The sequence below is a fragment of the Acidobacteriota bacterium genome (assembly GCA_030949985.1).
In the GTDB taxonomy this organism is placed as follows: Bacteria; Acidobacteriota; Polarisedimenticolia; order J045; family J045; genus JALTMS01.
Genome location: JAUZRX010000023.1, coordinates 211,027 through 226,200, shown reverse-complemented (window position 1 = coordinate 226,200; position 15,174 = coordinate 211,027). Strand labels below are relative to the sequence as shown.

The following is a 15,174-nucleotide window of genomic DNA, read 5'->3' as shown; positions in this document are numbered from 1 at the left end:
ATGAATGCACCCGCGCCCTTGAGTTTCCAGGAGATGATCCTCGGCCTTTCCCGCTACTGGAGCGAGAAGGGCTGCGTCCTCCACCAGCCTTACGACAAGGAGGTCGGGGCGGGAACCATGCACCCCGAGACCTTCTTCCGCAGCCTGGGGCCGGAGCCCTGGCGGGTAGCCTACTGCCAGCCTTCCCGGCGTCCCGCCGACGGTCGTTACGGCGACAACCCGATGCGGGTCTACAAGCATTTCCAGTTCCAGGTGATTCTCAAACCCTCGCCGGTGGACGTGCAGGAACTCTACCTGGAGTCTCTCCGCGCCCTGGGCGTCGAGCAGGGGGTGCACGACATTCGCTTCGAGGAGGACAACTGGGAGTCGCCCACCCTGGGTGCCGCGGGGGTCGGCTGGCAGGTGACCATGGACGGGATGGAGATTTCCCAATTCACCTATTTCCAGGTCATGGGCGGCGTGGAACTCAAACCGGTGCCGGTGGAACTGACCTACGGTATCGAGCGGATCTGCATGTTCATCAACGATATCCGGAACATTTTCGACATCCCCTGGGCGCCGGCCACCGCCGTCGGGCCCGCCGTGCCCTACGGGGTGCTGCGCCGGCGGGCCGAGCAGGAGCAGTCGGCCTACAGCTTCGAGGAGGCCGACGTGGAGCATCACCGGCGGCTGTTCGATTGGGCCGAGCAGGAGGCCCGGCGTCTGCTGGCCCGGACGGCGGGCCAAGAGCAACCGGCGCCGCTGTTGATCCCGGCCTACGAGCGGGTCCTCGAAGCCTCCCACCTGTTCAACGTGCTCGACGCCCGGGGCGCGCTGTCGGTCACCGAGCGCCAGGGCATGATCCAGCGGATTCGTCGACTTTCGGTGGCCTGCGCCAAGGCGTGGATCGGCGCCGGGGAGGGCTCGCGGTGAAGACGTTGCCGGTGGTGATCGAGGTGGGTTGCGAGGAGATCCCCGCGCGGATGCTGCCCGGCGCCGCGGCGGAACTGGGACGGGTGGTGACCGCGCTGCTCGATCGGGCGGGCCTCGAGCACGACGCCCCCCGGGGCGCCTGGACCCCCCGTCGGATCGCCGTGACTTTCGAGCGGGTGCAGGCTGCGACTCCCGAGAAGAAAGACCTGTTGCTCGGCCCCCCGGCCCGCGCGGCCTGGGATGCCGAGGGTCGGCCGACCCGGGCGGCGGAGGGTTTCGCGCGCAAGAACGGCGCCCGGGTCGAGGATCTGGTGCGCGAGAAGACCGAAAGGGGCGAGTACGCCGCTCTCGAGGTCCGGCGCCCGGCGCGCCGGGTGGGTGAGGTGCTGGCCGACGGTTTCGAGGAGTCGGTGGCCCGCATCTCCTTTCCCAAGACCATGCGCTGGTCCGATGGCCGGTGGACCTTCGTCCGTCCCGTGCACAGCCTGGTGGCCCTGGCCGGTGACCAGGTCATGCCCCTCCGGCTCTTCGGCATCGAGGCCGGTCGCCGCAGCCTCGGCCACCGGGCGCTTTCCCCGGAGGGAGTGGAAATCGGCGCCGCCGCGAGCTGGAGCCGCTCGCTGGCCGAAGCCGGTGTCGAGGTCGATCCCCGGCGCCGCCGGGAGCGGTTGCTCGAGAGCCTGCGCGCCGTAGCGGCCGAACAGGGCGGTGAGCTGGTGGAGGACGAGGCCTTGCTGACCGAAGTCGCCGACATGGTGGAACTGCCCGCGGCCCTGGGCGGCCGTTTCGACCGGCGTTTCGTCGACGCCCTGCCGGTGGAAGTCCTCGAGACCTGCCTGCGCCAGCATCAGAAGGCCTTCACCATCGCCAAGGAGGGAAGACGTCTGCCGGCCTTCGCCGTGGCGGTCAACATGCCCGCCGATCCCCAGGGTCACATCCGCCGGGGCCACGAATGGGTGATCTCCGGTCGCCTGGAGGACGCCCTCTTCTTCTGGAACGAAGATCGGCGGCGTCCCCTCGAAGACCGGCGCGACGCCCTCGAAGGGGTGATCTTCCACCAGAAACTGGGCACCTACGCGGCCAAGGTGCGGCGGGTCCAGGCCCTGAGCCTGCACCTGGCCGCCGCGTCCGGATTCAGCGCCGCCCAGCGGGATCACCTGGCGCGGGCCGCCGCACTGTGCCGCTGCGACCTGGTCACCGGCCTGGTGGGAGAGTTCCCCGAACTCCAGGGGCGGGCCGGCGGCCTGATGGCCCGGGCCGATGGTGTGGCCGAAGACGTGGTGGCGGCGATCTACGACCACTACCTGCCCGCCTCGGCGACCGATCCGCTCCCCCGCACCCGGGAGGGGCTCTGCCTGGCCCTGGCCGATCGTCTCGACACGCTGGCCGGCGGTTTCGCCGCGGGCCTGGCGCCGACGGGCAGCCGGGACCCCTTCGCTCTGCGCCGGGCCGGCACCGCCGCGGTGCGACTGGCCGAGGCCCTGGGTCCGGTGGACCTGGCCGAGGCTCTCGTCGAGGCCTTTGCCGGCTACCGGGGCGGGAGCTGGGGGCCGGATCTGGCGGGAGCGGTCGGGCGGCACCGCCGGGCGGTGCTCGACTTCCTGCTCGACCGGCTGGCGGTGCTCGGTGAGCGTCGGGGCGCACGCTACGACGAGATCAACGCCGTGACCGCCCTGGGACGCGAGCGCCTGGTGGTGGCCGACCTGGTGGCCCGCCTCGAGGCCCTGCGGCGTTTCCGCGACAGCGACGACTTCTACGCCCTGGCCGCCGCGGCCAAGAGGGTGCGCAACATCCTCTCGCAGGCCCGGGAAAAGGGCCAGGCGGTGGAGGCCGGCGCCGGCGCCGAGGCCCTGGTCCAGAGCGCGGAAGTCGACCTGGCCGGTCGTCTCGAGCAGGTGCGGGGGCGGGTGGAAGCCGCGGCCGCCGCGGCGGATTACCGGGCGGCCCTCGAAGCGCTGGCGGGACTAAGAAACGCCATCGACCGTTTTTTTGACGAGATCATGGTGATGGACGAAGATCCATCCCTGCGCCGGGCCAGGCTCGGCCTGCTCGCCGGCTTCCACGACCTGGCCCACTCGGTGGTACAGCTCTCGGAGCTGGTCGCCTGAGGTCATGAACGGGGGAGGGGGGCCCACCCGGCCGATCCCCCGCGGGGTTCTGCGCGAACCCGAGGAGAAACAGATGGCTGACAACAAGTGGGTTTATTCCTTCGGCGGCGGCGATGCCGAAGGTGACGCCTCCCTTCGCGAACTTCTCGGCGGCAAGGGGGCCAACCTGGCGGAAATGGCCAAGCTGGGGCTGCCCGTTCCCCCCGGCTTCACCATCAGTACCGAGGTCTGCACGCACTTCACCACCTCCGGAGGCGGCTTTCCGGAAACCTTGCGCGAACAGGTGGCCGCGGCCCTCGAACGGGTCGAGGCGCTGATGGAGAAGAAGTTCGGCGACGCCGCGGGACCGTTGCTGGTCTCCGTGCGCTCCGGCGCCCGGGTTTCCATGCCGGGCATGATGGACACGGTGCTCAACCTGGGACTCAACGACACCACGGTGGAGGGGCTGGCGGCCTCTTCCGGCAATCCGCGCTTCGCCTGGGACGCCTATCGCCGTTTCGTCGCGATGTACGGTGACGTGGTGCTCGAACTCAAGCCGACCTCCAAGAAAGAGCGTGACCCCTTCGAGGTGCTGCTCGAGGCGATGAAGGAAAAGCGCGGCGTGAGTCTCGACACCGAGCTGGGCGCCGACGACCTGAAAGAGCTGGTGGGACAGTTCAAGGCCCTGGTGCTCGAGCGCACGGGCCAGCCCTTTCCCGAAGATCCCTCCGAACAGCTCTGGGGCGCCATCGCGGCGGTGTTCCGGAGTTGGGAGAATCCCCGGGCGGGCGAGTACCGGCGGATGTACCACATTCCCGCGGACTGGGGCACGGCGGTCAACGTCCAGGCCATGGTCTACGGCAACCTGGGTGAGGATTGCGCCACCGGCGTGGCCTTCACGCGCGATCCCGCCACGGGCGAGCGGAGGGTTTTCGGCGAGTTCCTGATCAATGCCCAGGGCGAGGACGTGGTGGCCGGCACCCGCACGCCCCAGCCCATCAGTCGCACCCAGGTGGATGCGGGGCGGGGCGAGTCGGTTTCCTTCGAGGAGGTGATGCCGGCCGCCTACAACCAGTTGCTGGACATCGCCGCCAAGCTCGAGGCCCACTACCACGACATGCAGGACGTGGAGTTCACCGTCGAGCGCGGCCGGCTGTTCATGTTGCAGACCCGCTCGGGCAAGCGCACGGGCGTGGCGGCGATTCGCATCGCCACCGACATGGTGGACGAGGGCCTGATCGACCCCAAGACCGCCGTGGGGCGCGTGGAGGCCGACGCCATGGAACACCTGCTCGCGCCGATCTTCGCGCCGGCGGAGCTGGCCCAGGCGGAAAGAGACGGCCGGCTGCTGGCCACCGGCCTGCCCGCCGGACCGGGAGCGGCGACGGGAAAGATCGTCTTCCACGCCGATGACGCCAAGGCCATGGCCGCCAGGGGCGAGAGCGTGGTGCTGGTGCGGGTGGAGACCTCCCCCGAGGACGTCGGCGGCATGGAGGCTGCCCGCGGCATCCTCACCGCCCGCGGCGGGATGACCTCCCACGCCGCCCTGGTCGCCCGGCAGCGGGGCAAGCCCTGCGTGGTGGGCTGCTCGGGCATCGAGATCGACTACCAGGCGGGAACCCTCAAGGCCGGTGAACGCGTGCTGGCCGAAGGAGAGTGGATCTGCCTCGACGGGACCACCGGCAAGGTCTATTCCGGCAAGATGGCCCCCAATCCTTCCGAGGTGGTCGCCGCCCTGGTGCAGGGGACGATTTCCCTCGAGTCCAGCGATATCGCCCGGCGTTACGTGCGGATGCTGGAGTGGGCCGACGAGTTCCGTCGCCTGGGGGTGCGGACCAATGCCGACACCCCCGACCAGTCGGCCGAGGCGGTGGCCCTGGGCGCCGAGGGCATCGGCCTGACCCGTACCGAACACATGTTCTTCGAGGGGCAGCGCATCGACGCGGTGCGCAAGATGATCATCGCCGACAGCGCCGAGGGCCGTCGCCGGGCCCTGGCGGAGATCCTGCCCATGCAGCGGGAAGATTTCATCGGCATCTTCCGTGCCATGCAGGGGCGGCCGGTGACGATTCGCACCCTCGACCCGCCACTGCACGAGTTCCTGCCTCACACCGCCGAAGAGGTCACCGAACTGGCGGCTCAACTGGGAGTCCCGGCCGCGGAACTGCAAGCCAAGATCGACGCCCTGCAGGAAGCCAACCCGATGCTCGGGCACCGGGGTTGCCGGCTCGGCATCTTCTACCCCGAGATCACCGAGATGCAGGCGCGCGCGATCATCGAGGCGGCGCTGGTGGTGCAGGGGGAAGGCGTTCCGGTCCGGCCGGAGATCATGATTCCCCTGGTGGGCAGCCGGAGCGAGCTGGCGGCCCAGCGGCAGGTGGTCGAACGGGTCGCGGAAGAGGTCTTCGCCGAGAAGGGCGCGAAGGTCGATTACCTGGTGGGCACCATGATCGAACTGCCCCGGGCCGCCCTGACCGCCGACGCCATTGCCCACGAGGCCGATTTCTTCTCCTTCGGTACCAACGATCTGACCCAGACCACCTATGGCCTTTCCCGGGACGACGCGGGCAAGTTCCTGCCGTTCTACATCGAGACCGGCATCCTGCCCGCGGACCCCTTCCAGACCCTCGATCAGGAGGGGGTGGGCGTGTTGCTCGAAATGGGCACACGCAAGGGAAGGGATACCCGGCCGGAGCTGAAGGTGGGGATCTGCGGCGAGCACGGAGGGGACCCGCGTTCGATCGCCTTCGCCCACAAGGTGGGACTGGACTACGTCTCCTGTTCTCCGCGGCGGGTGCCCGTCGCCCGGATCGCCGCCGCCCAGGCGGCCATCGCCGAAGGGCGGGAGTGAAAGACTGAGAGGCTCGCGCGGGTCGGGGGGTGCCGGGCTACACCCTCCGGCCCGCGCCTTTTTGCGGGGCGCGACGCGATGAGCGAGACCAGGAAGACCTTCGTACTCGACACCAACGTGCTGCTCCACCTGCCCGAGGCGCTGTTTCGCTTCGGCGACAACCAGGTGGTGATTCCGATCGCGGTGATCGAAGAAGTCGACCGTTTCAAGAAGGAACTGACCGAGGTCGGGCGCAACGCGCGGCAGGTTTCCCGTTACCTCGACCGCCTGCGGGGCGAGGGGGACCTCACCGAAGGCGTGCGCACCGCGGACGGCGGCACGATTCGCATTCACCTGGGGGTGCCCACGCCGCGGGACTTCCCGTTCCTCGAGAACCACACGGCGGACATTCGGATCCTGGCTCTGGCCTGGGAACTGGCCCGCACGCAGCCGCCGACGATCTTCGTCACCAAGGACACCAACCTGCGGATCAAGGCCGATGCCGTGGGAGTGATGGCGGAAGACTACCGGGAGAGTCACAGAGAGGTCGAACTGGACGAGCATTCCTACAAGGAAATCGTCGTTCCCCGGGAAATGCTCGATCGGCTGTTCGCCGACGACGGCGGGGTGGACGCCGGGGAGCTCGAAGGGGGCGATCCGGGGCCCAACGCCTGCCTGCTTCTGCGGGACGTGGAGAACCTCCAGCACACGGCCCTGGCGCGCCGCCGTCCCACCGAGCCGCGTCTCCAGCCCCTGCAACTGCCCCGCACGATCTCCGGGATCACGCCGCGCAACGTGGAGCAGAAATTCGCCGTGGACATGCTCCTCGACCGGGATCTCCCCCTGGTCACCCTGGTGGGCAAGGCCGGGACGGGCAAGACGCTGCTGGCTCTGGCCTCGGGGTTGCTGATGACTCTCGATCGGAAGATCTACCGGCGCCTGCTGGTGGCCCGGCCGATCTACCCCATGGGGCGGGACCTGGGCTACCTGCCCGGCGACCTGGACGAGAAGCTGCGTCCCTGGATGCAGCCCATCTTCGACAATCTCGAGTACCTGCTCAGCGGCTCGGAAGACCAGGAGATGTTCGGTCGGGGCTCCCACCCCATCGACCTGCTGATCGACCAGGGGCTGCTCGAGATCGAGGCCCTGACCTATATCCGGGGTCGCTCCCTGCCGGGCCAGTTCATGATCGTCGACGAGGCCCAGAACCTCACGCCCCACGAGGTGAAGACCGTCATCACCCGGGCCGGGGAGAACACCAAGATCGTGCTCACCGGCGACCCGGACCAGATCGACAACCCCTACGTGGATGCGGCTTCCAACGGCCTGAGCTACGCCATCCAGCGACTCCAGGGCGAGGCCATGGCGGGCTCGGTGACCCTCACCCGCGGCGAACGGTCCCCCCTGGCGGAGATGGCCGCCGACCGGCTCTGAGGGCGGGAGTCGATCCGGGGCTTGCGAGCGCGCCGTCCTGCCTTGACGCTGGGGCGGGCGGGTGTTAGTTTCCCCTACTCCCCGGGGGCCCCGGACCCGGCCCAACGGCACCGCCGGAACGACGGACCGTGAAATCTTATGAGAAAACGCGAACTGGATCGCTACCGCAAACTGCTCGAAGAACGGCGCGCTGAGGTTGTCGACAAGGCCGCCCGCATCGCGGGGGAAGGCCGCAGCACGGTCATCCAGGGTGGCGAGGATTATGTCGACGACGCCGTGACGAATTACACCCGCGAGTTCCTGCTCTCGCTCTCCTCTCTCGAGCAGAAGCGGCTGGCCATGATCGAGGACGCCCTCGAGCGCATCGAGGACGGCAGCTACGGCGAGTGCGAGATGTGCGGCGAGAAGATCGGCTCCGCCCGCCTGAAGGCCGTACCCTGGGCCGAGTACTGTATCCGCTGCCAGGAGAAGGTCGAACAGGAGTCCCCCCCCGATGGCGCCATCGTGACCCCACGCACTCCTCGATAGGGCGACCGGCGGTGAAACCGGGCGCCTTCGTGATGGTGAACGGACGGGGAGCCCGAAGGGCGAGGAGAGGCCACCCCTGGATCTTCTCCGACGACGTGGTGCGGGCCGAGGCGGTCTCCGGCCAGGTGGTCGACGTGCGCGATCGCGGGGGCGCCTGCCTGGCCCGGGCGGTCTACTCTTCCACTTCCCGCATCGCCCTGCGCCGCGTGGCGCCGGCGGGCACCGAAACGGGATCGGCCTTTTGGATCGAGCGGGCCGAGGCGGCCCTGGCCCGGAGGCGCCAGGTGGGCCTGGGGCCTTGCCGGCGCCTGGTCCACGCCGACGCCGACGGGTTTCCCGGGCTGACCGTCGACCGCTACGGCGAGGGCCTGGTCTTCCAGGCCACCACCGCCTGGGCCGATCGGGCGGCGCCGGAGATCGTCTCGTTTCTCGGCCGCCGCCTCGGGTGCCGCTGGATCCTGGCCCGCAACGACGTGGATGTGCGTCGGCGGGAGGGGCTGGAGACCGGTGTCGACGCGGTGGAAGGGATGGTTCCCGACGAGATCGTCGTGGACGAGGCCGGCCAGCTCCGCATCGTCTCGCCCCGGCGGGGGCACAAGACCGGGCTCTATCTCGACCAGCAGGAGAACCACCGGGCCGCGTCGCGCTGGATCCGCGGCCGCGTGCTCGACCTCTTCTGCGGCGAAGGGGGCTTCGCCCTGCCGCTGGCGGCCGCCGGATCCCGGGTGGTGGCGGTGGACCAGGCCCGGGCCGGACTGGATCGGGCCGACAGGGCCGCCTTGGCGGCGGGTCTCGACCGGCGCATCGAGTGGCTCGAGGCCAACGTCTTCGATTTCCTCGCGGACGCCGATCGCCGTGACCGGTGTTTCGACGGCATCGTTCTCGATCCCCCCCCCTTCGCGCGCCATCGCAAGGCCCTGGCCGGGGGGCTGAAAGGACTGAGGGACCTGCATCGGCGGGCCCTGCGGCGGCTGGTTCCAGGGGGGCGGCTGCTGACCTTCTCGTGTTCGTTTGCGGTCAGCCAGGAAGCCTTCGAGTCGGCCGTCCGCGCAGGGGCGGAGGAGGCCGGCGTGCGCCTGGCGGTGCTGGGTCGTCCGGGGCCGGCGCCGGACCACCCGGAAGCGCTCGAAGTGCCGGAGAGCCGCTATCTGCGCGGCCTGCTCCTCGAGCGGAGGGCGGAGTCGTGACTCCTGCCGGGGGCGGTCGAAGTTTCTCGCGCCGCCACCTGTTGCTCGTCTCCCTCCCGCTGCTGGTCGCCGTCGCCGGGGTGGTCGGCCTGGGGCCCCCCGGGCAGCGCTGGCTGGCGCGCAGGATCGCCGCGGCGGTCGCCGGGAAGGTCGGCGTCGACGTGCAGGTCGCCGCCGCCCGGCTGCACCCTCTCGAAGGGACGGTGACGGTCGACGGACTGGTCTTCGCCGACGCGCCGGGGTTTTTGCGCGGCTTGCGGGTCGGACGTCTCGAACTGGGCCTGGCCCTGCCGCCCCTGCTGCGGGGAGAGGTGCGTCCGGTGACCATCGCGGTGCGCGGCCTGGTTCTCGAGGTGGGGCCCGGCGAGGGGGGGGGCGAGCCCCCGGACTTCGACCCCGCGCTGCTCTCCGCCCTCGAACGGGTCACCGTGGAGGGAGGCGAACTGCTCACCGCCCGCGGCCGCTGGCCCTTCGAACTGGATTTCGAAGGCCTGGAGTTGAACCTGGCCGGCCATGACGGCGAGGTGCGTGGAAGCGCCGCCGCAGGCCCGGGGACGATCACCGTGGGTGATCGCCCGCCCGTGGAGGTGCGGCGGGTCTCGGCGCGCCTGTCGTGGAACCGGGGGCGGCTGCATCTGCAACGGATCTTCGTCGCCGACGGGGCCACCCGCGCCGGGGCGTCGGCGTCGCTCAAGTGGGCCGATGGGCGCTGGCTGCTCTCCGGAGGCGCGACGGTGAGCGTGGCCCTCGAGCGGTGGATCGCCGACGACCCGGAGGCGGAGGGATGGATCGAGTCCCAGCTCGCCTTCAGCGGGGAGTTGCCCGGCCCGTGGGTAGTGGACGGTGATTTCCGCGCCCTCGGCCCGCTGCGCCTGGCCGGGCTCGACTGGGAGGCCCTCGAGGGCCGGATCCATCTCGAGCCGGACCAGGTGCGGGTCGATCGGGTGGCCGGGCGCAGCCCGGGGGGGACCCGCCTGGACGGACTGCGGATCGAGCGGGAGGAGGGGGGCTGGACGGTGGAAGGCCCTCTGCGGGTCCGGACGGCGGAGTGGGCCCGGCGGCTGGGGCTCGATCCGGCGCTGGCTTCCGGAGAGGGGGATCTCCTCCTGCGGGGCCGGCTGCGCGACGGGCAGGCCCCCGCCCTGGAGGCCTGGGGGCGGGTGGTCGGCGCGGGGAGTTCGAGAGCGCTGGACGGGAAGTTCGACGTGGCCCTGGCGGGGGACGGGGGGCAGCTGTCCTACGACGGTGACTGGGGCGCGCGGCGGGTCCGCACACGGGTGGCCTGGTCGGGGCCCGCGGCGCGGCGGTCGTGGAACCTGGACCTGGATGTCGAGGCCCCCGATTCGGCGTCGGCCGGTGAAGCGCTGGAAGTCGCCCGGGAAGTCTTCGAGTCCCGCGGCGGGACCTGGCCCGCGCTGCTGGTTCCCGTCCCGCACCGGGGGCTGGCCCTGGCGCTCACGGCGGCGGGCCGCGGGGAGCGGATCGATCTCCTCGACGGCGAGGTGGTGATCGAGGGGCCGGGCTACTCCCGGGCCCGCTTCGACCGGCTCGCCCTGCGGCTGCGGCAGCAGGACGCCGCCGGGCCGCTGGCGGTGACGGGCCGCCTGGCCCTGGCCGATGGCCGCGGCCTGCTCTTCGAGGCCCGCCGGGCCGCCGGCGGCGAGGTATGGCGGCTCGAGGTTCAGGGGCGGGAGGTGCCGCTGGCCCTGGCCGAGCCTCTGCTCGAACCCTCCTCCTGGCCGGCGGGACTGGGCGGGCGGGCGGCGCTGGCTCTGGCGGGAAGCTGGTCGCCCGCGGGCGGGGCGGAGTTGGACTTCGCTGGATCCGTGGAAGGCTGGTCCCCGCTGGGTACGCCCTTTACGCTCGAGGCCGAGGGCCGCTGGTCCGGGGCGCGGCTGGAAGTGCGCCGCTCGCAGGGGCGCTGGGGCTCGTTGAGGGGGCGCCTGGCCGGCGGAGTGCTGCTGGCCGACGGCCCGGATCCGTGGCCGGTCGAGGCCCGGGGGCGGGTGGAACTGGATGCCGACCTCTCCCGCCTGCCCGCGGAACTGGGACTCGAGAGGGTCCGGCGCGGTCGGGTGGCCCTGCGCGAGGAGGTGGCGTGGGGGGCGGAGGGCTGGGGCGCTTTGGGCTGGGTGGGCTGGGAAGGCCGCGAGGTGGCCGACGTCAGCGTTCCCGATAGCAGCGCGCGGAACGAGCCCCTGGCCGGGGGGGGCGTCCGGGTGGATGCCACCGTCGCCGCCCTCGACGCGGTGGCACGGCTCGGCGGCCGGCTGAAGGCGCCGGACTTCGACCTCGAGTTGAAGTGGCGCGACCTGGAACTCCTGCAACTGGTCGAAGCGCGCTTGCGGCGGCCGCTGGAGCTGGGGCTCGGCGCCTGGAGCGATGGTTGGATCCGCGTCGCCGGGCCCCTGGCCGAACCCCGGAACTGGGTCGGCGAGGGGCGCGTCGAGCGCCTGGACCTGCTGGGGCCGTCCTACAGTGCGAGCCTGGTCGAGCCGGCGGGCCTGGAGTACCGCTCCGGTCGGACCCTGGTCCTGCCCGGGTCCCGACCGCTGGTTTTCGAGGGCTACCCCTCCGGGCGTTTCCAGCTTTCCGGCGCGGTGCACCTGGGGGGGGCGCGGGGGGCCGAGCTGGACCTGGCTTTCGGGGGCGACGCGGAGCTGGGGCTGCTCGAGATCCTCGCCCCGGACATGGTGGCGGCCGGCCGCCTCGAGGGGGAGGGAAAGGTCGTGGGCGCGGCGGCCAACCCCCGTTTTGCCGGTCGCCTGCGGGTGGAAGGCGGCCGGGCCCGCTGGTTGAGCACGGGGGTGACTCTCGAGGCCATCGACGGCGAGGTGATCGCCGAAGACCGCAGCCTGCGCCTGGCCGGGGCGCGCTGCCGACTGGGCGGCGGGGAGGTGCGTTTCGAAGGTGGCCTGGAGATCGACCACTGGCAGCCGAATCACCTGGATCTGGCGGTGGAGGCGCGGGACGTGGCCCTGAGTTTTCCCCGGGGTCTGTGGGGGCGCTACGATGCGTCGCTGGAGCTTTCCGGGCCTCTCGAATCCCTGACCCTGGCCGGTGGGGCCACCTTGCTGGCGGGGCGCTACGGCCGGGAATTCGATTTTCTCGATCCCCTCTCCGGGCGGACCCGGCTGGTGGATCCGGGCTCGCCGTTCTCGTCCTGGCTCTCGCGGGTCGGGCTGGACCTCTCCCTGGTGGCCGAGGATTCGCTGACGATCCGCAACTCGATGGCCCTGGCCGGAGCCGGACTGCGGATCCAGGTGGGTGGCACCATGGCCCGGCCCCTGCTCTCCGGACAGGTCAACCTCCTCGACGGAGGTCGCCTGAGCTTTCGGGACGTGAACTACGAACTGCTCTCCGGGCAACTGCTCTTCGACGATGCCCGGGGCGAGCCCGTCACCTTGCGCCTGCGGGCCCAGACCGAACTGAGGGGCTACCGCATCCAGCTCGACCTGGACGCCTCGCCGGAAGATCTGGACTACCGCTTGACCTCGGCACCGGCCCTGGCCTCGCGGGACATCCTCCTCCTGCTGCTGACCGGGCAGGCGCCCGGGGACGCGGGCGGCGGGACGGGCGGCGGCGATCCCGCGGACCTGGCGGGCGCCTATTTCGGCACCAAGCTCGGTGAACTGCTGCTCTCCGGGCCGGCTCGCCGGTGGCTGGGCGTCTCGCACTTTCGCATCTCTCCGGCCCAGGTCGACTCCCGCACCTCGCCCACCGCCCGGGTCACCCTGGGCCGCCGGATCGACGAGCAGACTTATGTGCTCTATTCCCGTGATCTCTCGGGGGCGGGGCGGGACGTCTACCGGATCGAACGGGATCTCGGCCGGCGGATGCGTCTCGAGGTGGGACAGAACATCCTCGGCGGCTTGGGGGCGGGAGTGAGTTGGCTGACCCGCTTCGGCGGAGGTGGTGGCGCGGCGGGCAGCGACGGCAGGGGGGCGGACGGGCGCTGGCAGGTGGTGATCGAGGGATGGCCGGAGGCTCTCCGGCGCACCCGGCGGCTCGACCCGCGCCGGCTGAGTCGGGGCGCCCTGACCCGGGCGGCCGTGCTGGACGTCCAGGATCGCGTCAGGCGGGCGCTGGTGGAAGCCGGTTACATCCAGGCCCGGCTCGACTCCCGGCGGGAGAAGGCGGCCGGGCGGGAGCGGCTGGTGGTACGGGTGGATCCCGGGCCGCGATGGACGCTGGCGGGGCAGGGGCCCGCCCGGGCGGTGCGTGCGGCCCGCGAGGTCCTGACGGGGCTGTGGAGCGAGACGGAGTTCCGCGTGGCGGCCCTGCGGGAAGCCGAGCGGGTGTTGCGCGAACGGCTCGCCGACGAGGGGCGGGCGGTGGCGGTGGTGCGTCTGACCCGCGAGCCTCCCGAAAGCCACAGCCTGCTGCTCGAGGTCGATCCCGGTCCGCGGGTCGTGGTGGAGCGGGTCGTGCTCGAGGGCGTGTCGGCGCTCTCCACCGAGGAAGTGCTGGCGCAGATTCTCTCGCGGCCTTCGCCCGCCCTGACCGGACCGCGCCGGCGGATCTATCGGCCGCGCCTGGCGGAGGAGGACCGGATCGCCGTCCAGAGTCTTTACGAGCAAAAGGGTTTTCTCGGGGTGCGGGTGGAGCAGAAGGCCCTCTTTCACACCTCCGGTCAGGCGGTGGACCTGCTCTTCCGCATCGAGGAGGGCGAACCGGCGCTCACCGGAAGGGTCCAGGTCAGCGGCGACTGGCCCGCCGCACTCGGTCCGGCGACCGACGGACTGGACCTCGTTCCCGGCAGGCCCTTCCTGCCCTCCCTGCTCGACGCCGACCTGCTCGAGCTGCGCAGGCGTCTGGACCGGGCCGGGTACTACCGGGCACGGGTCTCGAGCCGGAGCCGGCTCGACGGCGACAAGGTGGACGTGACCTTTCTCGTGCGCAGCGGCGAGCGCGCCCGGGTGGCCGGGATCGGCTACGAGGGCCTCGAGCGCACCAGCCGCAAGCTGGTGCAGCGCTACGTCGACCTGCGCCGGGGCGATCCCGTCAGCGGTGAGCGCCTGCGCGCCCTCGAACGGGAACTCTTCCGCACGGGCCTGTTCCGCGACGTGGAAGTGACTCACGAAGCGGTGGAGGGCGAGCCCGGGTGGCGGCGGGTGGTGTTGCGCGTGCGCGAGACGCCTGCGCTGGCCCTGCGGTTGACGGCGGGCTACGACACGGAGGAGCAATTCGGCAGCAGCGTGACCCTCTCCCACGACAACGTGGGCGGCAAGGGACGCCGCGCATCGGTGCAGGCCTTCGCCACCGCGCGACGGCGGGGAGGGCGTCTGACTTTCGAGCAGCCCCGCATCTTTCGTGACCGTCTCGAGGGGTTGCTCAGCTTCGACATGCAGCGGGAACAGCGGGAAGGCTTTACCGTCAGCAGCACCGGCATCGCCCTCCAGATCGGTTCGACGGCCCGCCGGGACCATCGTTGGCAGTGGATCTACGCCTTGAGTGCGAACCGCTTCACCGACGTGAACCTCGATCCCGCGGCTCTCGAGGGGGAACTCCAGGCCGAAAGGGGGCGGCTCGAGCCGGTGCGACTGGGTTCGGTGGGGCTGACCTGGAGCCTGGATCGGCGCAACGACCCCTTCCTGCCGACCCGCGGCGGCATCGTGCGCAGCGACGTGGGGATCTTCGCCCGCCCCCTGGGCTCGGAGGCCAGCTTCCTGCGCTGGCGCGGCCAGGGGGCGCTCTACCGGGGTCTGGGCAAGGGAAGGGTGCTGGCCGGCAGCTTGCGGGTCGGTTTCGAGTGGCCTTTCGCCGGCACTTCCGGCATCCCCCTCTCCGAGCGCCTGTTCGCCGGGGGCGCATCGAGCCTGCGTGGATTCGGCCGCGACCTGGTCGGCCCCCTCGACGGTCCCGGCGGTGAGCCCCTGGGGGGGGAGGCGTCGCTGGTGCTCAACCTGGAGGCGCGGGCCCCCCTGTGGCGCGATCTGCTGCTGGTGCTCTTCGTCGATGCGGGCAACGTGTGGCTCGACACGGGTGGCTTCGATCCGGGAGACCTGCGCCGGGCGGCGGGACTGGGCCTGCGCTACAACACGCCGGTGGGAGCGCTGCGGATCGAATACGGCTTCAAGCTCGACCGCCGGCAAGGGGAATCGCCCGGTCGCTTCGTCCTCTCCATCGGCGAGGCTTTCTGAGCCGCGGTGCGGAGCGTCGGCCGCCGGTTGGTGGCCCCCGGAAAAAAGCAGGA

General features: G+C 71.2%; 7 protein-coding genes. All 7 read left to right on the top strand.

The window, feature by feature from the left end; all coding sequences use genetic code 11:
* The 7 genes from Q9Q40_06725 (at window position 1) to Q9Q40_06695 (ending at window position 15,121) form a co-directional block, all read left to right on the top strand.
* A complete protein-coding gene (locus tag Q9Q40_06725) occupies window positions 1–912 on the top strand; it encodes a glycine--tRNA ligase subunit alpha (protein ID MDQ7006909.1) in 912 nt (303 codons plus the stop codon).
* Window positions 909–3,020, top strand: a complete 2,112-nt coding sequence (gene glyS, locus Q9Q40_06720) for a glycine--tRNA ligase subunit beta (GenBank protein MDQ7006908.1) — start codon at window positions 909–911, stop codon at window positions 3,018–3,020. The genes Q9Q40_06725 and glyS overlap by 4 nt, the downstream gene beginning before the upstream one ends.
* A gap of 73 nt (window positions 3,021–3,093) precedes the next feature.
* Window positions 3,094–5,850 carry a pyruvate, phosphate dikinase gene (gene ppdK, locus Q9Q40_06715; GenBank protein ID MDQ7006907.1) on the top strand — a complete coding sequence of 919 codons (2,757 nt, stop codon included), beginning with the start codon at window positions 3,094–3,096 and terminating at the stop codon, window positions 5,848–5,850.
* Between the two features lie 78 nt (window positions 5,851–5,928).
* Window positions 5,929–7,263: a PhoH family protein gene (locus tag Q9Q40_06710; protein ID MDQ7006906.1), complete on the top strand. Its 1,335-nt coding sequence runs from the start codon at window positions 5,929–5,931 to the stop codon at window positions 7,261–7,263.
* Between the two features lie 138 nt (window positions 7,264–7,401).
* Window positions 7,402–7,791 carry a TraR/DksA family transcriptional regulator gene (locus Q9Q40_06705; protein ID MDQ7006905.1) on the top strand — a complete coding sequence of 130 codons (390 nt, stop codon included), beginning with the start codon at window positions 7,402–7,404 and terminating at the stop codon, window positions 7,789–7,791.
* A gap of 11 nt (window positions 7,792–7,802) precedes the next feature.
* Complete coding sequence (locus Q9Q40_06700; protein MDQ7006904.1) at window positions 7,803–8,978, top strand: class I SAM-dependent rRNA methyltransferase; 1,176 nt, start codon at window positions 7,803–7,805, stop codon at window positions 8,976–8,978.
* Complete coding sequence (locus tag Q9Q40_06695) at window positions 8,975–15,121, top strand: translocation/assembly module TamB domain-containing protein (GenBank protein ID MDQ7006903.1); 6,147 nt, start codon at window positions 8,975–8,977, stop codon at window positions 15,119–15,121. The genes Q9Q40_06700 and Q9Q40_06695 overlap by 4 nt, the downstream gene beginning before the upstream one ends.
* Window positions 15,122–15,174 lie beyond the last annotated feature (53 nt).